Below are 22,149 nucleotides of genomic sequence, written 5' to 3'. Positions count from 1 at the left end.
TCGTGCCGTGACCGGCGAAGTGCCGGACGACCTGCTGGAGCCCGAACGATGGCTGAAAGTGTGCTTGTGCGCTGCCCCGTGTGCCGTCGCGAGCACCACTACGCGGCCCCGGTGTACCCCTGCGGATGCGGCGCTCCGATCGCGCTGCCCCTGCTCGCCACCGCCTCCGCGACCCAGGTGCGCCACCGCACCTGGGCGGGCTCCTGGATCTCCGTACGGTGCCCGGCGTGCGGGCGCGTCGACGAGTGGCCGCAGCCGGAGTTGGGCTGCGGCTGCGGCACCACACTGCGGGTGCCGGTCGCCCGCGCCGGCGCCCCGGCGCGCGAAGGCGCCACCACCGGGCCGCCCCCGGTGGCGGCGCCCGCCGCGCCCGGGACGCCGGTGGTACGGCCGCCGTTCAGACCCGTCACCATCCGCACGGCGCACGACGCCAAGAACGCCGCCGCGCAGTACCTGCGGTGGCTCGGGTTCGAGGGGGTGCGGGTCGCCGAGCGGATCCCGGCCTCGGGGGTCGACGTGCGGGGTGCACGGGTCGTCGCCCACGTCGACCCCTCCACCACGCCGACCGGGGTGCGCGAGGTGGAGACCCTGTGGCTCACCGGGCTCAACGACTCCGTGGAAGCCGTGTGCTTCGCCCTTGCCGGGTACGCGCCCGACGCGCGGGCCCGGGCCGAGGCGCTCGCCCTCCCGCTGTTCGTCCTCGACCTCACCGGAACACCGAGCGCCATCAACGAAGCGGCCCAGCACCTGCTGCGCACACGCCGCTGAAGCGACCCCACTTCCACCGTTTCCTCCGGGAGGCTCCGCCCCCTCCCCCGATCGCTGCGATCGGGGGCGGGGGCCGGACCGTGAAAGAACGCACTGGATCTCAGCCGTCGCGGTGCTCCACCCCGGGGGTGCCCGTCTCCCCGGCCGCGTGCGCGCGCAGTTCGACGCGGCGGATCTTGCCGGAGATCGTCTTGGGGAGCTCGGCGAACTCGACGACGCGCACACGCTTGTAGGGGGCGAGCCGCTCGCGGCAGTGCGCGAACAGCACGCGCGCCGTCTGCGCGTCGGCCGCGTAGCCGTCCGCCAGCACGACGTACGCCTTCGGCACCGCGAGCCGCACCGGATCGGGCGACGGTACGACGGCCGCCTCGGCGACGGCCTCGTGCTCCAGCAGGACGCTCTCCACCTCGAAGGGGGAGATCTTGTAGTCGCTGGCCTTGAAGACGTCGTCGGAGCGGCCCACGTAGGTGAGGTAGCCGTCCGCGTCGCGTGAGCCGATGTCGCCGGTGCGGTAGTAGCCGTCCGCCATGGCCCGCTCGGTGCGCTCGGTGTCGCCGTGGTAGCCCCGCATCAGGCCGACCGGGGACCCGGCGAGGTCGAGGCAGATCTCGCCCTCGTCGACACCCGCCTCGCCAGTGACGGGGTCGAGGAGGGTGACGTCGAAGCCCGGGGTGGGGCGGCCCATGGATCCTGTCTTGAGAACCTGGCCCGGGGTGTTGGCGACCTGGACGGCCGTCTCGGTCTGGCCGAAGCCGTCGCGGATGGTCACGCCCCAGACGCGGCGCACGTGTTCGATGACTTCCGGGTTGAGGGGCTCCCCCGCGGCGACGACCTCGCGCGGTACGGCCGCGAGCTTGCCCAGGTCTGCCTGGATGAGCATGCGCCAGACGGTGGGCGGTGCGCAGAAACTGGTGACGCCGCCGCGTTCCATCTCGGCCATGAGGCGGCCCGCGTCGAAGCGCGTGTAGTTGTGGATGAAGATGGTCGCCTCGGCATTCCAGGGGGCGAAGAAGTTGGACCAGGCGTGCTTGGCCCACCCCGGCGAGGAGATGTTGAGGTGCACGTCGCCGGGGCGCAGCCCGATCCAGTACATGGTCGAAAGGTGTCCCACCGGGTAGGAGACGTGCGTGTGCTCCACCAGTTTGGGCAGGGCGGTCGTCCCCGAGGTGAAGTACAGCAGCAGGGTGTCGTCCGCGCGGGTGACGCCCCGCGGGTCGAAGGCGCCGTCGGCCTCGTACGCGTCCTCGTAGGCGAGCCAGCCGGCCTCGGGCGTGCCGCCGCTGCCCACGGCGACGCGCGTGTAGTCGCCGGCCACCTCGGCGAACTTGCCGGTGTCCGCGGCGCGGGCCACGACGTGGCGGGCCTCGCCGCGCGTGACGCGGTCGGTGAGGTCGCGCGGGCCCAGCTGCGGGGTCGCGGGGATGACGACGGCGCGCAGTTTCATCAGAGCCAGCAGGGTCTCCCAGAGTTCGACCTGGTTGCCCAGCATGACGATGACGCGGTCACCGGGGACGACGCCGCGGCCGCGCAGCCAGTTGGCGACCCGGTTCGAGCGCTCCCGCATCTGCGCGAAGGTGACGCGCCGCTCGGTGGCGTCCTCCTCCACGATGTGCAGGGCGAGCCGGTCGTTGCCCTCGGCGATCCGGTCGAACCAGTCCAGCGCCCAGTTGAAGTGCTCGGGCCGTGGCCAGGTGAAGGCGGCGCGCGCGGCCTCGTAGTCCGTCCGGTGCGTCAGCAGCGTGTCGCGGGCGGCGCGGAAGGCCTCGGTGGGCGTGGACGGGATCATGTTCCCTCCTGGTCAGCGGGGGCCGGAAGTGCTGGGAGCCCATCGTGGAGGTACACCCGCGCGCGCACCACCCCCGGGCGGGGGCTTACCCCAACGTGACAGGAGGTGCGGCATCATCGGGGACGTGTACACGGGGGCGAGGACGGACAGGGAGCGGGGAGTGGCGGACGGTGCGCCCGCGGGGCGGCGCCGGCACCCCTTCGTCGCGGCACTGTGCGCGCTGACGCTCCTCGTCCTCAGCGTGCCGTTGGGTTTCCGCGCGGCGGACGAGGACGGGCCGACCCCGGTGCCGCAGCTGCTGGCGTTCCTGCCGTGGTTCCTGGTGCCCGCCTGGCTGGCGCTGGTGGGCGCGGCGCTGGCCCGGCGGTGGCTGGTGCTGGTGTGGGCGCTGGTGGTTCTGGCGGGCACGGGCTGGTTCCTGCGTCCTTACGGGCCGCCGGCGCCGGACGGGGCCGCGGGCCTGGCCGGCAAGGCGCAGTTCCGGGTTCTGACGGCCAACCTCAAGTACGGCGGGGCGACGCGGGACCTGGTGGAGACGGTGCGCAGGGAGCGTCCGCAGCTGGTGGCCGTCCAGGAGTGCGACAACCCGTGCGCGAAGGCGCTGAACGGTTCCGTGCTGCGCGAGGAGTACCCGCACCGGCTCGTCACCGGGGTGGACGGCGGCGCGCGGGGCTCGGCGCTGCTGAGCGTCTACCCGCTGCACGACCGGGGCCAGGTGAGCGGCCGGCTGTCGATGCCGGGCGCCGTCGCCGACATCCACGGCGAGCGGGTCGCCCTCCAGGTGGCGCACCCGATGCCGCCCACGCCAGGCGACACGGCCACGTGGCGGTCCGAGTTGGCCGGGCTGCGCTCCTACGCCGCGGCCCGCAGGCTGCCGACGCTGATCGCGGGCGACTTCAACTCCTCGCAGGACCACGCCGGATTCCGGGCCGTCCTGGACACCGGCATGCACGACGCGGCCCGCCTGCTCGGCAACTCGCGCACACCGACGTGGCCGACCCGCACCACACCGGTGCTGGGCGCGCAGATCGACCACGTGCTGCTCAGCGAGGAGATGGTGCCGGTGGACGGCAAGTTCCTCGACCTGCGGGGCACGGACCACCGGGCGCTGCTGGTGAACGTGAAACTGCTCTAGGTCGTGTCTTCAAAGTCCCGCCTGCCTGGCGGCGCCTGGCACGCACGCTCGCGGCGTTGTCGTCGGTCGCCGCTTCCCCCAGGGCTCGGCTTCGCTCGCCCCGGGAGGTGCCCCCACGCAGGGACTCCCTCCTCCGCCTTGCGAGCGCACGCACCAGACACCGCCAGGCCCGCCCTCCGGGCGGACGCCGCTACTTTGAAGACACTCCCTAGCACCGTCCGCCGTCGGCGGGTTCAGCCCGTCGCCCGGTCCGTGCCGCCCGTGAGCGAGCCGGGGGCCGGGCCCCGGTCGTGGTGGATGGGGGTGTGGGCGCCGTTGAGGGGCACGCCGGTGCCGCCCTGGCGCACCGCGACGATCTCCGCGGCGATCGAGAGCGCCGTCTCCTGCGGCGTCCTGGCGCCGAGGTCGAGGCCGATGGGCGAGCGCAGCCTGGCGAGTTCGGCGTCGGTCAGCCCGGCCTCGCGCAGCCGCTCCAGCCGCTCCAGGTGGGCGCGGCGCGAGCCCATGGCACCGACGTAGGCCACCGGGAGCCGCAGCGCGCGCTCCAGCAGCGGCACGTCGAACTTGGCGTCGTGGGTGAGCACGCAGACGACGGTGCGGCCGTCCAGCTCCTGGGTGTCGAGGTAGCGGTGCGGCCAGTCGACGACGACCTCGTCGGCGTCGGGGAAGCGGCGGGCGGTGGCGAAGACGGGGCGCGCGTCGCACACGGTGACCCGGTAGCCGAGGAACGTGCCGATCCGCACCAGCGCGGCCGCGAAGTCGATGGCGCCGAACACCAGCATGCGGGGCGCGGGGACGCTCGACTCGACGAGCAGGGTCACCGGCGCTCCGCACCTGCTGCCGTCGGCGCCGACGGTGACGGTCGCGGTGCGGCCGGCGTCCAGCAGGGCCCGGCCCTCTGCCACGGCTGTGGCGTCCAGCTCGGCCGCGCCGCCCAGGGCGCCGTGGGGCTGCCCTTCGGCGTCCAGCCACAGCGCGCCGCCCAGCAGCTCGTCGGGGCCCTCCACGAGGCGGACGAGCGCGGCGGTGCGGCGCTGGGCGGCTTCGGCGACGGCGGCGGTGAACACCGCGCGCGCCCGCGTTCCGGCGCGCGCCGGGGTGACCAGGATGTCGATGATGCCCCCGCAGGTGAGGCCGACGGCGAAGGCGTCCTCGTCGCTGTAGCCGAAGGTCTGGCGGATGCTGTCGCCGCACTCCAGCGCCTCCTGGCACAGCTCGTAGACGGCGCCTTCGACGCAGCCGCCGCTCACGCTGCCGACGGCCTCGCCGTCCGCGTCGACGGCCAGTGCCGCGCCGACCTGCCGCGGGGCGCTGTTGCTGACGCCGACGACGGTGGCGACGGCGAAGTCGCGTCCTTCCTCGCACCAGCGGTGCAGCTGTGCGGCGATGTCCAGCATGTGCCTACTCCTCGGCGTTGGCGCAGGTCCGAGCAGCCTGAACGGGAGCGGGAACGGCCAGGGCGACCGCACCCGCTCCCGCCGGGCGTCAGGCCGGCGGCCGGGCGGCTATTTCGCCCCCAGCCACTGCTCGATCGGGTTGAGCGCGAAATAGGCCAGGAAGACGAATCCCAGCACCCACATCAACCATCCGGGCTCGCGGAACTTTCCCTGTACAGCCTTGATCAGAACATAGGAGATGACGCCCGCGCCGATACCGGTGGTGATCGAGTACGCGAAAGGCATCAGAACGGTCGTCAGGAAGACCGGGATCGACGTGGCCGGGTCCGACCAGTCGATGTGCATGGCGTTGGTGATCATCATCGATCCGATGACGACCAGCGCGGCCGCCGCCACCTGCGGAGGGATCATCTGCGCGAGGGGCGTGAAGAACAGGCAGAGGGTGAAGCCGAGGCCGCTGATCACGCTGGCGAAGCCGGTGCGCGCGCCGTCGCCGACACCGGCGGTGGACTCCACGAAGACGGTCTGCCCCGAGGCACCGGCCAGACCGCCCATGACGCCGCCGGCGCCGTCGATGGTCAGCGCCTTGGCCAGCCCCGGCATGCGGCCCTCCTTGTCGGCGAGCCCGGCCTGCTGGCCGATGCCGATGATGGTGCCGATGGCGTCGAAGAAGCCCGCCAGGACGAGGGTGAAGACGATGACGCCGATGGAGATGGCGCCGACGTCGCCGAGGCCGTCGAACGAGACGGAGCCGAAGAGCCCGAAGTCGGGCGAGCTGACCACCGAACCGGGGAACTCGGGGGCGTTGTGGCCGCCCCAGTCCTTCTTGGTGAGCCCGGCGAACTGGTGGATGACGGCCGCGATGACGGTGCCGCCGACGATGCCGATCAGGATCGCGCCCGGCACCTTGCGCACCTGGAGCGCGAAGATCAGCAGCACGGTCACGGAGAAGCACAGCACCGGCCAGCCGGTGAGCACCTCGGCGGTGCCGAGCTGGATCGGCTTGACGCCGGGCAGACCTCCGGGGCCGCCCGTGGAGGTGACGAAGCCGGCCTGCACCAGGCCGAGCAGACAGACGAACAGCCCGATGCCCATGGTGATGGCGTGCTTCAGTGCCATGGGTATCGCGTTCATGATGAGCTCACGGAGCCCGGTGACCACCAGGAGGATGATCACGGCGCCGTAGATGACGCACATCGCCCACGCGTTGCCCCACGTCATCTCGGTGGCTACCTGCGTGGACATGACAGCGGAGACGCTGAGGCCCGCCGCCATCGCCAGCGGCACGTTGCCGATGAAGCCCATCACGAGGGTGGTCACCGCGGCCGCCAGCGCGGTCGCCGTGGTGACCTCGCCGCCGTCCAGCCTGTGCCCCGCGGCGTCGGGCACGGAGAGGATGACGGGGTTGAGCAGGACGATGTACGCCATCGCCATGAAGGTGGTGATACCGCCGCGCACCTCCTGGCCGTAACTCGACCCTCTCGCGGAGATGTGGAAGTACCTGTCGAGCCACGAGCGTCCCGCGGGGATGCGCGAGCCGGGGCCCGCGTCCTCCGGCGACGTCGTCGGCCCTACTTTGGACTGGGTCATTGTGCTGACTCCCAAGGTTCACAGGGGCACCCCGGCGGATACCGAGGATTTGGGAAGCCACGACCCGGGGGACGGCCCGCGCCGGCGCTTAGACCCCAGCCCCTCCCCCAGACTCCGTCCGGGGGACCCCCACCTTCACCGTTTCTCATGGGGGCTTCGCCCCCCTTTCCCCCGATCGCTTCGCTCGTCCTCAAGCGCCGGACAGGCTCAAAAGCAGCCCCTCCGGCGATTGAGGAGCGGGGGTTGGGGGCCGGGCCCCCGGTTCCGGGAAGGGGCGGGGCCGGGGAAAAGGATCACACCTGGACGATGTGCTCCGGTCGTACGGGCACGCGCGGCAGCGCGCGCCCGGTCGCGGCCCTGACGGCCGCCATCACGGCAGGCGTCGACGACAGCGTCGGCGCCTCCCCCGCTCCCCGCAGCCCGTACGGGGCGTGCTCGTCGGCGAGCTCCAGCACGTCGACCGGGATGGTCGGCGTGTCCGCAATCGTGGGGATCAGGTAGTCGGTGAAGGAGGGGTTGCGGACCTTGGCCGCAGGGTCGACCACGATCTCCTCCATCACGGCCAGCCCGAGCCCCTGCGTGGTGCCGCCGTGGATCTGGCCCACCACGGCCTGGGGGTTCATGGCCTTGCCGACGTCCTGGGCGCAGGCCAGCTCGACGACCTTGACGAGCCCGAGCTCGGTGTCGACCTCGACCACGGCGCGGTGCGCGGCGAAGGAGTACTGGACGTGGCCGAAGCCCTGCCCCGTCTCCAGGTCGAAGGGCACGGTCGTGCGGTGCCGCCACTCGTCCTCGGCCTCGACGGCCTCCTCACCGAGCACGTCCGCCAGCGAGGCGAGCACCTCGCCGCCGTCGGTGACGACCTTGCCGCCCTCCAGCAGCAGTCCGGCCGTCGCCCACGCCGGATGGTGGGTGCCGAACAGCTCCCGGCCGCGCTGGAGCACCTTCTCGCGCACCAGCTCGCACACGTGCTTGACGGCGCCGCCTGTCATGTACGTCTGCCGGGACGCGGAGGTCGAGCCCGCGGAGCCGACCTGGGTGTCGGCGGGGTGGATGGTCACCTGGGTGACGCCCAGTTCGGTGCGGGCGATCTGGGCCTGCACGGTAATGCCGCCCTGGCCGACCTCGGCCATCGCCGTGTGCACCAGGGCGACCGGCTCGCCTCCGGCGACCTGAAGCCGCACCCGGGCCGTGGAGTAGTCGTCGAAGCCCTCGGAGAAGCAGACGTTCTTGATGCCGACCGCGTAGCCGACGCCCCGCACGACACCCTCGCCGTGGGTGGTGTTGGACAGCCCGCCGGGCAGCGCCCGTACGTCGGCGCCACCGTCGGCGCTCTCCCACTGCGCCTCCATCGGCAGCGGCATGGCCTTGACCCTGCGGAGCAGTTCGGCCACCGGCGCCGGCGAGTCCACGGGCTGGCCCGTGGGCATCAGCGACCCCCGCGACATGGCGTTCCGCTGCCGGAAGTCGACCGGGTCCATGTCCAGTTCAGCGGCGAGCTTGTCCATCTGCGCCTCGTACGCGAAGCACGCCTGGACCGCGCCGAAGCCACGCATCGCCCCGCACGGCGGGTTGTTGGTGTAGAGGGCCAGCGCCTCGATCTCCACGTCGTCGACGACGTAGGGGCCCGCCGCGTGCGAGGAGGCGTTGCCGACGACCGCGGGTGAGGCGGAGGCGTAGGCCCCGCCGTCCAGCACGATGCGGCACCTGATGTGGGTGAGCTTGCCGTCGCGGGTGGCGCCGTGCTCGTACCACAGCGTGGCGGGGTGCCGGTGGACGTGGCCGAAGAACGACTCGAACCGGTTGTAGACGATCTTGACGGGCTTGCCGGTGCGCAGCGCCAGCAGGCAGGCGTGGATCTGCATGGACAGGTCCTCGCGGCCGCCGAAGGCGCCGCCGACGCCGGAGAGCGTCATGCGCACCTTCTCCTCGGGCAGCCCGAGGACGGGGGCGATCTGACGCAGGTCCGAGTGCAGCCACTGGGTGGCGATGTAGAGGTCCACCCCTCCGTCCTCGGCGGGCACGGCCAGGCCGGACTCAGGACCGAGGAATGCCTGGTCCTGCATGCCGACCTCGTACTCGCCCGTGACGATCACCTCGGCGCGCCCGGCGGCCGCTTCCACGTCGCCGCGGACGATGGGCTGGCGGTGCACGATGTTCGGGTGCGGTACGTGCGGCGCGTGGTCATCGTCGCGGCCCGGGTGGAGCAGTGGCGCGCCCTCGCCGAGCGCGCTCGCCTCGTCGTGGACGACGGGCAGCTCCTCGTACTCCACCCTGATCTTCGCGGCGGCGCGCCGCGCCGTCTCCGGGTGGTCGGCCGCCACCAGCGCGACGGGCTCCCCGTGGTGGCGGACCCGGCCGTGCGCGAGTACCGGGGTGTCCTGGATCTCCAGGCCGTAGTTCTTCATCTCGGCCGGCAGGTCGTCGTAGGTGAGCACCGCGTGCACGCCCGCCTGCTTGAGCGCCTCGCTGACGTCGATGGAGACGATCCCGGCGTGCGCGTGCGGGCTGCGCAGGGTGCAGCCCCACAGCATGTCCTCGTGCCACATGTCCGAGGAGTAGGCGAACTCGCCGGTCACCTTGAGGGTGCCGTCGGGCCGCAGCGGCGAGTCACCGACCCCGGCCCGGGTGCCGGCGCCCTGGTTTGGCCTGGTGGAGGTCCCGGTGGGCCCGGTCGCGGAGGCCACTCAGACCACCTCCGGGGCGCCGTCGCCGGTGCGCGCCGCGGCGAGGCGCACGGCGTCCATGATCTTCTCGTAGCCGGTGCAGCGGCACAGGTTGCCCGAGAGTGCCTCGCGGATGTCGGCGTCGGAGGGCTGGGGGTTGCGCTCGATCAGTTCGTCCGCGGCCACCAGCAGGCCCGGGGTGCAAAAGCCGCACTGGACGGCTCCGGCGTCGAGGAACGCCTGCTGCACCGGGGCGAGACCGCCCGTGTGCGCGGAGCCCGCGCGCTCCTTCGCGTACGCGGCCAGGCCCTCCACCGTGACGACCTCGCGCCCCTCGGCCTGCCCCGCCGCGACCAGGCAGGAACAGACCGACTCGCCGTCCAGCCGGACGGTGCAGGAGCCGCACTCGCCCTGCTCGCAGGCGTTCTTCGAGCCGGGCAGACCCATCCGCTCGCGCAGGACGTAGAGCAGGGACTCGCCCTCCCACACGTCGTCGGCCTCGTGCCGGCGTCCGTTGACCGTGAATGTCACGCGCACTGGGCGCCTCCTTCCGTGGTGCGGCCGTTGCCGGTCGAGCGGTAGCTCTCCCACGTCCAGCCGAGCGTGCGGCGGGCCATGACACCGACGGCGCGGCGGCGGTAGGCCGCACTGCCGCGTACGTCGTCGATCGGGTTGCAGGCGCCCGCGCACAGCTCGGCGAACTCGCGGGCGAGCGACGGCGGGATCGCCCTTCCGCTGTCCCAGAAGCCGCCGTCGCCCAGCGCCGCGCCGAGGAAGTCCTCGGCGGCCCGGGCCCGCAGCGGGGTGGGGGCGGCCGAGCCGATGCCGGCGCGGACGGTGCGGCTTCCGGGGTGCAGCGCGAAGCCGAAGGCGCACACCGCGATGACCATCGCGTTGCGGGTGCCGACCTTCGAGAACTGCTGCGGCCCCTCGGCCCTCTTGATGTGCACGGTCTTGATGAGCTCGTCCTCGGCGAGCGCGTTGCGTTTGACGCCGGTGTAGAAGTCCTCGACGGGGAGGAACCGGGTACCTCGCACCGACTCCGCCTCGACCTCGGCGCCCGCCGCGAGCAGCGCGGGGTGCGAGTCCCCTGCGGGGGAGGCGGCGCCGAGGTTCCCGCCGACGCTGCCCCGGTTGCGGATCTGGGGCGAGCCGACGGTGTGCGAGGCCAGTGCGAGGCCCGGCAGTTCGCTGGCGAGCTGGTCGATGACCGTCGAGTAGGGCACGGAGGAGCCGAGTCGGACGGTGTCGTCACCGACCTCCCATTCCCGCAGCTCACGGATCCGGTTGAGGTCCATGAGGTGGGTGGGGCGGCGCTGATCGAAGTTGATCTCGACCATGACGTCGGTGCCGCCCGCGATGGGCACGGCTGAGGGGTGCTCCGCCTTCGCGGCGAGCGCCTCCTCCCAGGTGGCCGGGCGCAGGAACTCCATGGTGTCTCTTCTCGGTGCTCGGGTGGGGGTGCGATCTTCGGTGCGGGGCGGTTCCGGGAAGCGTGGAGGGGACGCGGTCAGTACACAGACTGGTGCCCGCCCCGGTGCAGCCACCGAAACCATGAAGTGTTTGGCTGGTCGACCACCGGGTCTTGTAGATTCAGACGAAAGCCGGACACAGGTAACCTCACGGTTTTCTCCCGGCCTCCCCCGCACAGCACGACCACCACCCGACACACGAACGGCAGGCGACGAGACGATGCGGCTGCGCGCCCTCCTGGAGAACGACTCGCTGGGCCTCAGGCTCCTGGGCGGCGAGGACGAGCTGGACCGCACGGTGCGCGGCGTCATGACCACCGACCTGCGCGACCCGAGCCGCTACCTGTCCGGCGGCGAACTGGTGCTCACGGGGCTGGCCTGGCGGCACGCGCCCGAGGACTCCGAGCCGTTCGTGCAGATCCTCGCCGGCGCGGGCGTCGCGGGGCTGGCGGCGGGCGAGGCCGAGCTCGGCCGCGTGCCCGAGGACATGGTCGCCGCCTGCGCCCGGCACCGGCTGCCCCTCTTCTCCGTCACCGAGTCCGTCGCCTTCGCCACCATCACCGAACACGTGGTACGGCAGGTCTCCACCGAGCGCGCCGGAGACCTGGCCGCCGTCGTGGAACGGCACCGGCGGCTGATGTCCTCGGGCCCGGCAGGCGGCGGCCCCGACGTCGTCTTGGACCTGCTCGGCTCCGACCTGGACCTGGCCGCCTGGGTGCTCTCCCCCACAGGGCGCCAGATCGCCCGCCCCACGGAGGGTCCCGGACTGCCGCAGGAGACCGCCACCCGGCTGGCGGGCGCCCACATGGCGGCCGTAAGGACCGGACGGCGCAGCCCGCACCGCACCACCGACGAGGGCACCGCCTACTCCCTCTTTCCCGTGCACCGCGGGGCGGGCGACCCGCGCCGCACCGTCCTGTCCGACTGGCTGCTGGCCGTCGCCGCCGACACCGGCGACTGGCCGGCCGAACGCCTCGACCTGCTGCACGGCGTCACCCAGCTGATCGCGGTCGAACGCGACCGCCGCGACGCCTCCCGCACGGTGCGGCGCAGGCTGGCCCAGGAAGTTCTCGAACTGGTGCAGACCGGTGCCCCGCCCTCGGAGATCGCCGCCAGGCTGCGCGTCGCGGCCCCTGTCCTGCTGCCGGGCCAGGGCGCGTCACCGCACTGGCAGGTGATCGTGGCCCGCGTCGACTGGGACGAGCCCGACCCGGCTCGCGCGCTGGACGGCGGCGCCGTCGCCCAGACCCTGCTGGAGGAGCTGCTGATCGACCCGCGCGCGGCCGGCCCCGACGGCTCCGACCGCGTCGCCGTCGCCCACGTCGACGGCGAGGCGGTGGCGCTGGTGCCGCTGCCGGGCGAGAGCCCGCAGGAGGAGACCGAGGCGGGCAGCGGAGGCACGCGAGGGGAGCCTGCCCCCACCACTGGGCTCACCGGCGCACACGACGGTGCGGGGATGCAGGCGGACTCCCTACTGGCCGCGGTCGGCGAACCGCTGGGGCAGGCCCTCGCCGACGACGGGCGGCTCACCCTGGGGGTGAGCGCGGCGGTGCACTCCGCCGAGGGCCTGCGGGGGGCGCTGGAGGAGGCCAGGCACGCCCGCCGGGTCGCCGCGGCCCGCCCCGGCGCGGTACGCGCGGCGGGGCACGAGGAACTGGCCTCGCACGTGCTGCTGCTGCCGTTCGTACCCGACGACGTGCGCCGCGCCTTCACCGCCAGGCTGCTGGACCCGCTGCGCGAGTACGACCGCAAGCACCGCGCCGAACTGGTGCCCACCCTGGAGGCGTTCCTCTCCTCCGACGGCTCGTGGACCCGCTGCGCCTCCCGCCTCCACCTGCACGTCAACACGCTGCGCTACCGCGTCAGCCGCATCGAACAGCTCACCGGCCGCGACCTGTCCCGCCTGGAGGACAAGCTGGACTTCTTCTTGGCGCTGCGGATGAGCTGAGGGGCCCCCGGCCGGGGGTCGCCCTCGGGCAAACACAGCCTCGCGCTGCGGATGGGCTGGGAGGGGTCCGGCCCCGTTGTGCTCCGGTCAGGGGCGGGTGGTGAGGGGCACCGCCCCCGGGCCGCGTTCCGGGTGCCGCAGGTAGGCGAGAACGGCGAGGACGCGGCGGTGGTCGTCGGGGGCCGGCGGGAGGTCGAGCTTGGTGAGGATGGAGCCCACGTGCTTGACCACGGCGGCCTCGCTGACGACCAGGGCCCGGGCGATGCCCGCGTTCGAGCGCCCTTCCGCCATGGCGGCCAGCACCTCGGCTTCGCGCGCCGTCAGCCGGCGCAGAGCTGCGGGCCGGCGGTCGGGGGCCAGCAGCCGCCTGACGACCTCGGCGTCGATGGCCGTACCGCCCGCCGCCACGCGTTCGAGCGCCTCGACGAACTCGGTGACCTCGCCGACCCGGTCCTTGAGCAGGTACCCCACCCCGTCGCCCGTCGCCAGCAGTTCGGCCGCGTAGGAGTTCTCGACGTACTGCGAGAGAACGAGCACCGGCAGCGCGGGCCGCTCGGCGCGCAGGTCGAGGGCGGCGCGCAGCCCCTCGTCGCGCAGCCCGGGGGGCATCCGCACGTCGGTGACCACGGCGTCGGGGCCGTGCGCGGCGACGGCGTCGAGGAGCGCGGGCGCGTCGCCGACACCCGCGCAGACCTCGTGCCCGAACCGTGTGAGGATCTGCGTCAGCCCCTCGCGCAGCAGTACCGAGTCCTCGGCGAGCACCAGCCGCATACGTCCCCTCCACCTCTCATCCCGTCTTCCCCGCACCGATTGTCCCCGGAGTCCTCGTGCCTGGCTCAACCGCGGCCCGGCCGGTACGGCAGTTCCATGCGCAGGAGCGTCGGCCCGCCTTCGGGGCTGGAGAGGCGCAGCCTGCCCTCGTGCACGGCGAGCCGGTCGGCCAGCCCGGTCAGGCCCGTGCCGCGCCGCGGGTCCGCGCCGCCCCTGCCGTCGTCGTGGACCTCCACCACCAGCGCGCTCCCGGCCCGCACGGTCACGGTCGCGCGGGAGGCGCCGCTGTGTTTCGCCACGTTGGCCAGCGCCTCGGCGACGGCGAAGTAGGCGGCGGCCTCCACCGCCTCGTCCGGCCGGCCCGCGACCAGGCGCACGTCCACCTCGACGGGCACGGGCGAGCGCTCGGCCAGCGCCTCGACCGCGGCGCCCAGGCCACGGTCGGTCAGCACCGAGGGATGCATGCCGTGCACGAGTTCGCGCAGCTCGGCCAGGACGGCGCGGGCCTCGTCCTGCGCGTCGGCGACGAGCGCGGGATCGGCGTCCAGCTTCGCCAGACCGAGCGTCATGATCAGCCCGGTGAGGCGCTGTTGCGCGCCGTCGTGCAGGTCGCGTTCGATGCGGCGGCGCTCCAGCGCGAAGGCGTCGGCCAGCCGGGCCCGGGAGGCGGTCACCTCGGTCAGCCTGGCGTCCAGTTCCCTCTCCCGGCGCGGCCCCACCAGCACGGCGCGCGCGAGCGCCGCCCGCACTCCGGCGAGGCCCGCGCACACGTAGGAGACGAGCACCGCGAGGACGGGGGTCAGCAGCAGCCACGGCACCACCTGCCCCGGCTCGGTCAGCACGACGTGCTCCCCGTACATGACCTGTTCGCCGTTGCCGACCAGCAGCAGGGCGAGCGGCTGGCTGACGACCAGGCCGATCCCCGCGACCGCCACGAGCAGATCCACCAGTGACAGCACCGCGTGGGGCAGCGCGAACCCGAACTCGATCCAGGTGGCGGGCGTCGCGGTACGACGCCACAGGCGGCGCAGTACGCGCCGCACCGGTCCGCCGGACGGCTCGGGCCCCTCCGCGTCGTCCGGCTCGTGCGGTGAGGGTAGCGCCCCGGGCTGGAGCCACCGCAGGCGCCGCCGCTCCAACGCGGCCAGTCCGGCCGCCGAGACGGGCACACACGCCAGCGCGACCACCCCGACCCCGACGGGCAGCAGCAGGACGCCGGCGACGGCCAGGGCCAGGGCGAGGAAGAACCAGCCGACGCCCAGAACGCCGCCTGCCAGCAGGTAGCCCACCGCCCGCAGGGGCCAGGCGGAACCGAGGAAGGCACGGGGCCCGCCCGCCAGCGCCTGCCAGACCCCGCCCCCGGCGACCTCCGCCGCCCCGGTGTCGCTCCGCACTTCCCCCGCCGCCGTCCCGCTCACCACGACTCGACGGTACGGGACAGCAGCGTGCGCAACTGCCCCGCCGAGGTCTCCCAGCTCCACTCCGCCTCGACCCGGGCCCGCCCCCGCGCCCCCATCAGGGCGCGGGCGGCCGGGTCGTTGAGCAGTCCGGCCAGCCGGCCGGCGACGGCCCGCACGTCGCCGCCGTCCACGACGTAGCCGCTCACCCCGTCCTCGACCGCTTCGGGCGCACCGCCGGAGTCCCCGGCGAGCACCGGGAGTCCGGCGGCCGCGGCCTCCAGGTAGACGATGCCCAGCCCTTCCGACTCCAGGCCCAGGCGGCGCGTGCGGCAGGGCATCGCGAAGACGTCGGCTGCCGCGTAGTAGGGCGGCAGGGCGTCGTGTTCGCGGGCGCCGGCGAAGACCACCGCGTCACGGCAGGTGGCGGGCAGCCGGCCGGCCAGGCGCCGCAGCGCGCGCTCATGGGGCCCCGAGCCGACGATGACCAGGGTGGTCCCGGGCACCGAGGCGCGCAGCAGCGGCAGGGCACGCAGGAGAACGTCCTGGCCCTTGCGCGGAACGAGGCGCGAGACGCTGAGCACCAGCGGGCCCTCCCCCAGACCCAACTCGCGGCGCGACCGCAGGCGCTCCTCGGGCCCGGCCGGTCGGAAGAGCGCGGTGTCCACCCCGGGCACCAGCCGTGCCGTTCGCGCCCGGGGGCCGAGCGCGCCCGCCATGCGCCGGCGCGCGTCCGCGGTGAGGTGGGTGACGACGTCGGCGTTGCCCGCGATGCGCGCCAGCGCGTGCCGGGCTCCGGGCAGGGCCGCCCACCCCGCCTCGTGTCCGTGCGTCGTCGCCACCGAGGGCAGCGCGAGACGTCCGGCCAGCAGCCCGAGCGGCGCCGCGGCACCGAACCACACGCGGTCGCAGCCGTACCGGAAGGCCAGCGCCCGGGCGGTGCGGGCCACCCTCGGGGTGGGGAGCAGCGTGCGGGCCCGGTCCCTGACCACCGGATAGGGCTGCGCCGCGTCGAAGGCGTCACCGCCGTGCTGCGCCGCGGTGTAGACCACGACCTCACCGGGCGGGAAGCGGCGAGCGATCTCGTGCACGAACCTTTCGATGCCGCCCAGGCGGGGCGGGAAGTCGTTGGTCACCACGAGGGTGCGCCCGCACCCCTCCCCCGGCCGGCGGCGAGGACGCGTGGATGACGGTGGGAGTGACGGCGTGCGGCGGTGCATCGGACTTCCTCCAGTGCGCCCACAGGGCGAGGACGAGGGGATAGACGGCGTAGCCGAACCGGGAAGCGGGCATCAGCGCCATCGCGGTCAGCAGGCCGAGGGCGAGCCGGAGCGCGGCGGCGCGCGCGTCCCGGGGCGGGTGTGAGTACAGGGACCGGAGGACGAGCGCGGCAGCCAGCACGAGCAGCGCCACGGCCAGCGCGTGCCCGCCGGGGCCGAGCCGGCCCAGCAGCCGTCCGGGAAGCGGCGTGGCGGCGGGCGAGGCGGCGTCCGCCAGCCCGAGCGGGTAGCCGACGGCGTTGACGGCGAGACCCGTGGGGTCGGCCAGCGCGGGCAGGGCCAGCCCGGCCACCAGCAGCGGCGCGGCGGCCCCGGCGCAGCGGAGCACCGCCGGGCGGCCGCCGCGTACGTGCAGCAGCGCCACGGCGACCGCGAGCGCGGGCCACGCGGTCGCCTTGAGCGTGCACGCCGCCGCGAGGACGAGCCCCGCACGGGCCGCGCGTGGCTCGTCCTCCCCGGCCAGTGCCAGCCCGAGGCACACGAGCCCGACCACGGGCAGGTCGTCCCCGCCCGTCGCCAGGGGCAGCGCGACCAGGGGCGAGGCCGCGAGCGCCATCGTGCGGCCACGAGCGCCCCGCAGGCCCGCCGTCCTGAGGCTCAGGGCGAAGGCGAGCAGGAAGACGGCGCCGAAGACGAACCGGGCGTCGAGCCCGAGGAACCGGTGCGGCAGCCCCAGCAGCGCCATCCCGGGGAAGTAGGGGTTGTAGGCGGTGTAGTCGGCACCGGCGAGCGCTTCGGGGGCCAGGTAGGGCGTGCCGTGCGCGACGAGGCGGGCGGCCGACCGGTGGACGACGCCCACTTCCTCCTGCGCGCTGCCCGCCCCGACGAGGAGGAGCAGCGGCACGACGGCCGCCACCGCGAATGCCGGGAACGGCAGCCATCGCCGTTCCGGCCGGCTTCGCCGTTCCGACGGCCATCGGCGGACCGGCAGGCGTCGTCGGACCGACGGCCACCGGCGGCCAGGGAGGCGTCGTCGGACCGACAGGCGGCGATGCACCGACTGGGAGCGCCACATCGACAGACGGGGCCGCACCGTCAGGCCGGACCGGACCGTCAGGCGGGTCCGTACTGATGAGCGAGGCGGGTCGATCGGCGCCGCCAAGGCCGCATCGCCCGCCGGGGCCACGTCACGGACCCGGGCCACATCACGGGCCCAGGCCACACCGCGGACGGGGGCCGCACCACCGGCCGAGGCCACACCGCGGACGGGGGCCGCACCACCGGCCGAGGCCACATCACCGGCCGGGGACGCGTCACGGGCCGGGGCCGCGGCGCCGGACGCCCCGGGATCGCCGGAGGCGCTCGCGGCGGCGGTCGGCGCGGGCGTGGCCGAGGCCGGCTGCCGGGGCGAGGCCGTGGGCGGTGAGCGCACCACCCCGGTGCTGCCGGGCCGCCGGGCGGCGAGGAGGAGGACGAGGGCGAGTGCCGCGTAGGCGGGCGCCGCGCACAGGCCCCACACCCGGTGGGGTTCCAGCGCGGTCACGGCCGCCGTGACCGCCGCGTGCACGGCCGAGACGGCGCACAGGGCGGGGGCGGCGAGTCGGGCGCGCGGTGCGGAATGCGGATTCACGCACTCAGCGAACCGCGCGACGCCGCGCGGTTCACTGCACCCAGGTGCCGACCTGGGGTAGGGCAGGCCCTACCCCCTCAGCCACCCCGTGCGCCCCGGCGCCCGACGCCAGTTGGCAGAAGAGTCCCTCCGGTAAAACTTTGTGAACTGATTCACACCAGACTCTTGGCCGGGCGGGGCACGGCGTGCTGAGATGCGGTCACATCCGGCTCGACGGCGCGCTTGGGGAGGGCACTGTGGCGGACACCGCCATGTCACGTTCGGCACGGCTGGATCCCGCGAACCCCTCGGACGGCGGGCGGCAGCCGCCGTCGACGGGTCCTGACAGCCCGCTGGGGCGGGCGGTGTGGCGGCTGCGTTCGCGCGGCTGCTGGGAGGACGCGGCGGCCCTGCTGGAACCGTACGCCCACGAGCTGCCGCGGGCGGCGGTGGGCCGGGCCGCGCTGCTGGTGGAACGGTGCATGTACACCGGCGAAGGATGGGCTCCGGCCGAGGACGCGCTGCGGGTCGCCGAGGCTGTCGCCCAGGTGGACGACGACCGCGGAGCCGCCGCCTGCGAACGCGGGCAACTCGCCTACGCGGCCACCGTGCTGGGCGTACGCGACCGGACGGACGAGGCCCGTGCCGCCCTCGGCAGGGCGGCCGCGCTGCTGGAGCCGGGCGCCCCAGGGCGGGCGCTGCTGGACTACCGGCGCGGGCTGCTGGCCGAGAACCTGAGTGAGACCCCCGAGGCCGCGCGCGCCGCCTACCGCAGGGCGCACGCGGGGGCGACCTCGCGCGGCGACCACCTGCTGTGCTCGTCCACCTACCGGCACCTGGCGGGGATCGCCGCACGCGAGGGCGAACTGGCCGAGGCGCGGCACGGCTTCGCCGAGTCGCTGCGGCTGCGCGAGGAGCTGGGGTTCCTCGTCGGCATGGCACCGGCTCTCGCCTCGCTGGCCGATGTCGAGCCGGAGCCGGACTCGACCCGCCTGCGGGAGGAGGCCGGCAGGCTCCACCGCCTGCTGGGCGGCGTCCCCACCTGGCTGACCGGCCTGCTCCCGGAGACCGAGACGGAGCCGCAGGGCCCAGCGGGCTCTGCGGCGGGGACGGACGGCTAGGACTTTCGCCGCGGGCCTCGCCTCCGGCGAGGGGATGCCATTGCCCGCGGCGCGCGGTCAGGTGTGGTCGCGCACCAGGCGTTCCACCGCGGGCAGGTCCTGGCTGCTCAGTGCGTCGAGAAGAGCGAGGTGGTCGGCGGCCTCGGCGAGCAGGTCGGTGGTGCGGCGCGTCGGCGCCTGCCGCGAGGACGACAGGTGGACACGCCGTCTGACGTCCTCGGCGAGTGCGACCAGCTGCTGGTTCCCGGCCAGTTCCAACAGGGAGCGGTGGAAGGCGCGGTCGGTCTCGGCGTAGGCGCCGCGGTCGCCGCACACCGCCGCTTGGAGGGTGTCCTCGGCGTAAGGGCGCAGCTCCTCCCAGCGCTCCGCCGGCTGCGTCCGCGCGAGGGCCAGTACGACGGGCACCTCCAGCAGCGCCCGGATCTCGGTGAGTTCGGCCAGGTCGCGGGGGCTGTGCCGGGCGACGCGGAAACCCCGGTTGGGCACCGTCTCGACACACCCCTCGCTCACGAGCACCTGCATGGCCTCGCGCACGGGGGTCGGGGAGACGCCGAAGCGTTCGGCGAGTGCGGGCGCCGAGTAGACCTCACCGGGGGCGAGTTCCCCGGAGAACAGGGCCGCCCGGAGGGCCTGCAAGATCTGGTCCCGTACGGAGTGCCGCTGCGGGACCACGCGCGGCGCGGAGGGTTCGCTGTGGGTGTGCTCTCCCCGGGCCGTCCGGGGGCGCGGCGCGGGGGCGCGGGCGGTGACGCCCTGCGTGGTGAGCCGCGTCGGCCGGCCGGCGGCCGGCACGCCGGGTGCCCTGGTTCGGCTCTGCTCCATCGTTCCCCTCCGGCTGTGCCCTCCGGAACACTGCGCAGCACCTTAGGCCGACGCGACACGAGATCACACCTCGGGGACAATCAGTTAAGGTAAGGCTTACCTGCTCACGATCGTCGAATCGGTGGTCCCCATGGCCGTGCCCACCCTCGCCCGCGTAGCCCCTGACGTCTCGCCTTTCCACACGGCGTACGCGCGGCTCGCCGAGGTGTTCCCGTCGCTGGGTGTGACCGAGACCACGGCTCGTGAATCCCTTCCCGAGGGTCCGGGCTGGGTGCGGGCGAGCGAGTTGGCCGCCGGCGGGCAGGCCCTGGAGTCGTTCCTGGCCTGGGACGCGGAACAGATCCTGCGGGACTACGGGCGTCCCGGCCGCCCCGATGTGATCGCCAGCTTCGGGCTGCACCGCTACGCCTGGCCCGTCTGCCTGCTGGTGACCATTCCGTGGTTCCTCCAGCGGCGGGTGCCTCGGGTGCCGGTGGAGGCGGTGGCGTTCCAGCGCTCGCTGGGGCGGCTGGCCGTCCGCGTGGAGGAGTTCGCCTGCCTGCCCGACGACCCGGCCGCGGCGGCGCCTGGGGCCCGGGTGGTGCCCGACGAGGAGGCGCTGCGCGCCGAGGTGCGCGGCGCGGTCGCCGATCACCTCGCGCCCGTGCTGGAGGGCTTCAGGCCCAGGATGCGGCGCGGCGCGCGTGCCCTGTGGGGCATGGCGACGGACGAGGTCACCGAGGGCCTGTGGTACCTGGGGCACCTGCTGGGCGAGGAACCGCGCGCCATGGCGGAGGCCGAACTGCTGCTGCCCGGCTCGCTGAAGCCGTTCGCCCAGCCGGCGGGTTTCCGCCGGCTGACGGGCCCTCGGGGCCAGGAGCTGACCACCCGCGACCGGGCGAGCTGCTGCCTCTTCTACACCCTGCGCCCCGAGGACACCTGCGTCACGTGCCCGCGCACCTGCGACGCGGAACGTATCGAACGGATGACCGCGACTCCGTAGGGCATGCGAACACGGACGCCCCGGCAGACCACCGTCGCCCCCTTTTCGCGTTCACTTGCCCCGAAACCCCCCTGAGGGGTGGCGCGCTGCCGTAAAGATGCTCGGCGACACGAAGAAAGCCAGAGCGCGAGCGCGGCACCGCCCCGCGCACGGACATCCGCCCCACCCGGCAGACGCCCCGTGCGCCCCGGCACCGCGCGGCAAGGGGCACACCCGATGAGACTGACCGACATATCGCTGAACTGGGCGCTGCCGAGCGCCGTGCTGCTCGTCGGCACTCTGACCGCGGTGCTCGTGATGGCGCGCTCGCGCCGCCACGGCTCCGCCACCGAAGGGGACGCCGCGGCCACCGCCTCCGAACAGCAGCCGGCGCCCGACTCCTTCGAACGCGCGCAGGAGCGGCGGCGCCGTAAGGAGACCCTCTACGCCACCGCCGCCTACCTGCTGCTGTTCTGCTGCGCCGCCGTCGCCGCCGCGCTCTCCTTCCACGGGCTCGTCGGCTTCGGACGGCAGAACCTGGGGCTGAGCGGCGGCTGGGAGTACCTGGTGCCGTTCGGGCTGGACGGCGCGGCGATGTTCTCCGCCGTGATCGCCGTACGCGAGGCCAGCCACGGGGACGCCTCGCTCGGCTCCCGGCTGCTGGTGTGGATCTTCGCGGGGGCCGCCGCGTGGTTCAACTGGGTGCACGCGCCGCGCGGCCTCGGCCACGACGGGGCGCCGCAGTTCTTCGCGGGGATGTCGCTGTCGGCGGCGATCCTGTTCGACCGGGCGCTCAAGCAGACGCGCCGCGCCGCGCTGCGTGACCAGGGTCTGGTACCGCGCCCGCTGCCGCAGATCCGCATCGTGCGCTGGCTGCGCGCGCCGCGCGAGACGTTCGGCGCCTGGTCGCTGATGCTGCTGGAGGGCGTACGGACGCTGGACGAGGCCGTCGACGAGGTGCGCGACGACCGCAAGCAGCGCGAGCAGGAGCGGCTGCGCCGCAAGGACCGGGAGCGTCTCGACCGGGCGCGGGTCAAGGCCATCAACCGGCAGCACCGGCTGTGGAGCCGGGGCCGCGCGGAGCCCCCGCGTCCTGTGGAGGCCGCGCCTCATGTGGACGTCGAGATCGCGAGCCCCGTCTCCGCCGCGGGCGAGCCCGGCTCCGAGGGGACGGGCGCGAACCGGTTGACCGCGACCGATGCCCCGTCCGCGTACGCGCCGGGCGGCAGGCCCGCTCTCCAGGCCGTCGTGGACGACGGCGGCGGTGCCGCGCTGCGGCGCGGGGAGAGCACCGAGGGCGCCCAGGGGGCCGGTGGCACAGGGCGGGACGAGAAGAGCAACGCCGCGAGCCCGCGGCTGGACACCCTGGAGGAGAAACTGGCCGAGATCGAGCGTCAGTTCGGCTGACGGGTCGAAAAACCCGTCACCGGGGGCGTCCGTTCCACGGAGCGGACGCCCCCGGTCATGACCGCGCCCGCCGGCGACG

General features: G+C 74.2%; 17 protein-coding genes. 6 read left to right on the top strand and 11 right to left on the bottom strand.

Translation table 11 applies throughout. The annotated features are described in order from the left end of the window. The first annotated feature begins 48 nt into the window (after nucleotides 1–48). Nucleotides 49–768 carry a hypothetical protein gene (locus tag DQ392_RS22985; protein ID WP_114017588.1) on the top strand — a complete coding sequence of 240 codons (720 nt, stop codon included), beginning with the start codon at nucleotides 49–51 and terminating at the stop codon, nucleotides 766–768. Nucleotides 769–868: 100 nt separating this feature from the next. Here the strand turns inward: DQ392_RS22985 and DQ392_RS22980 are convergent, their stop codons facing one another. Further along, on the bottom strand, nucleotides 869–2,554 hold the full coding sequence (locus DQ392_RS22980; protein WP_114017587.1) for an AMP-binding protein: 1,686 nt from the start codon (nucleotides 2,552–2,554) through the stop codon (nucleotides 869–871). Nucleotides 2,555–2,714: 160 nt separating this feature from the next. Between DQ392_RS22980 and DQ392_RS22975 the strand changes: the two genes are divergently transcribed. Then, nucleotides 2,715–3,689 (top strand): endonuclease/exonuclease/phosphatase family protein, encoded by a 975-nt coding sequence (locus DQ392_RS22975; RefSeq protein ID WP_245981796.1) that lies wholly within the window; start codon nucleotides 2,715–2,717, stop codon nucleotides 3,687–3,689. Between the two features lie 233 nt (nucleotides 3,690–3,922). Here DQ392_RS22975 and DQ392_RS22970 read toward each other — a convergent pair whose 3' ends face one another. The 5 genes from DQ392_RS22970 to DQ392_RS22950 form a co-directional block, all read right to left on the bottom strand. Continuing rightward, nucleotides 3,923–5,086 carry an XdhC family protein gene (locus tag DQ392_RS22970; RefSeq protein WP_114017585.1) on the bottom strand — a complete coding sequence of 388 codons (1,164 nt, stop codon included), beginning with the start codon at nucleotides 5,084–5,086 and terminating at the stop codon, nucleotides 3,923–3,925. Nucleotides 5,087–5,194: 108 nt separating this feature from the next. After that, on the bottom strand, nucleotides 5,195–6,676 hold the full coding sequence (locus DQ392_RS22965) for an NCS2 family permease (RefSeq protein ID WP_114017584.1): 1,482 nt from the start codon (nucleotides 6,674–6,676) through the stop codon (nucleotides 5,195–5,197). 293 nt (nucleotides 6,677–6,969) lie between these two features. Further along, nucleotides 6,970–9,363 (bottom strand): xanthine dehydrogenase subunit D, encoded by a 2,394-nt coding sequence (gene pucD / locus DQ392_RS22960; protein ID WP_114017583.1) that lies wholly within the window; start codon nucleotides 9,361–9,363, stop codon nucleotides 6,970–6,972. Continuing rightward, nucleotides 9,364–9,879, bottom strand: coding sequence for a (2Fe-2S)-binding protein (locus DQ392_RS22955; protein WP_114017582.1), 516 nt, complete (start codon nucleotides 9,877–9,879; stop codon nucleotides 9,364–9,366). Then, entirely contained in the window at nucleotides 9,870–10,775 is a 906-nt protein-coding gene (locus DQ392_RS22950; protein WP_114017581.1) for an FAD binding domain-containing protein, read from the bottom strand. Before DQ392_RS22950 ends, DQ392_RS22955 begins: the two co-directional genes overlap by 10 nt. 259 nt (nucleotides 10,776–11,034) lie before the next feature. On the opposite strand from DQ392_RS22950, the gene DQ392_RS22945 reads away from it, so the two are divergent. Beyond that, nucleotides 11,035–12,762 carry a PucR family transcriptional regulator gene (locus tag DQ392_RS22945; RefSeq protein WP_114017580.1) on the top strand — a complete coding sequence of 576 codons (1,728 nt, stop codon included), beginning with the start codon at nucleotides 11,035–11,037 and terminating at the stop codon, nucleotides 12,760–12,762. A gap of 87 nt (nucleotides 12,763–12,849) precedes the next feature. On the opposite strand, the gene DQ392_RS22940 is transcribed toward DQ392_RS22945, so the two are convergent. The 4 genes from DQ392_RS22940 to DQ392_RS35380 form a co-directional block, all read right to left on the bottom strand. Further along, entirely contained in the window at nucleotides 12,850–13,533 is a 684-nt protein-coding gene (locus DQ392_RS22940) for a response regulator transcription factor (RefSeq protein WP_181856541.1), read from the bottom strand. Between the two features lie 65 nt (nucleotides 13,534–13,598). After that, on the bottom strand, nucleotides 13,599–14,954 hold the full coding sequence (locus DQ392_RS22935) for a sensor histidine kinase (RefSeq protein WP_245981794.1): 1,356 nt from the start codon (nucleotides 14,952–14,954) through the stop codon (nucleotides 13,599–13,601). Next, a complete protein-coding gene (locus DQ392_RS22930; RefSeq protein WP_245981792.1) occupies nucleotides 14,948–16,069 on the bottom strand; it encodes a glycosyltransferase family 4 protein in 1,122 nt (373 codons plus the stop codon). The genes DQ392_RS22935 and DQ392_RS22930 overlap by 7 nt, the downstream gene beginning before the upstream one ends. Beyond that, nucleotides 15,987–17,780, bottom strand: coding sequence for a hypothetical protein (locus DQ392_RS35380; protein WP_245981790.1), 1,794 nt, complete (start codon nucleotides 17,778–17,780; stop codon nucleotides 15,987–15,989). The genes DQ392_RS22930 and DQ392_RS35380 overlap by 83 nt, the downstream gene beginning before the upstream one ends. Nucleotides 17,781–18,031: 251 nt before the next feature. Between DQ392_RS35380 and DQ392_RS22920 the strand changes: the two genes are divergently transcribed. Beyond that, nucleotides 18,032–18,880: a hypothetical protein gene (locus DQ392_RS22920; RefSeq protein ID WP_114017740.1), complete on the top strand. Its 849-nt coding sequence runs from the start codon at nucleotides 18,032–18,034 to the stop codon at nucleotides 18,878–18,880. 57 nt (nucleotides 18,881–18,937) lie between these two features. On the opposite strand, the gene DQ392_RS22915 is transcribed toward DQ392_RS22920, so the two are convergent. Next, on the bottom strand, nucleotides 18,938–19,702 hold the full coding sequence (locus tag DQ392_RS22915) for a GntR family transcriptional regulator (protein ID WP_114017576.1): 765 nt from the start codon (nucleotides 19,700–19,702) through the stop codon (nucleotides 18,938–18,940). A 130-nt stretch (nucleotides 19,703–19,832) separates the two neighbouring features. Between DQ392_RS22915 and DQ392_RS22910 the strand changes: the two genes are divergently transcribed. Both DQ392_RS22910 and DQ392_RS22905 read left to right on the top strand, forming a co-directional pair. Continuing rightward, entirely contained in the window at nucleotides 19,833–20,684 is an 852-nt protein-coding gene (locus tag DQ392_RS22910) for a (2Fe-2S)-binding protein (RefSeq protein WP_114017739.1), read from the top strand. A gap of 216 nt (nucleotides 20,685–20,900) precedes the next feature. Then, nucleotides 20,901–22,070, top strand: a complete 1,170-nt coding sequence (locus DQ392_RS22905; RefSeq protein WP_114017575.1) for a DUF2637 domain-containing protein — start codon at nucleotides 20,901–20,903, stop codon at nucleotides 22,068–22,070. Nucleotides 22,071–22,149: the final 79 nt, after the last annotated feature.

This window comes from Streptomyces reniochalinae (genome assembly GCF_003323735.1).
Lineage (GTDB): Bacteria > Actinomycetota > Actinomycetes > Streptomycetales > Streptomycetaceae > Streptomyces > Streptomyces reniochalinae.
This window is presented reverse-complemented; position numbering and strand designations above follow the sequence as displayed.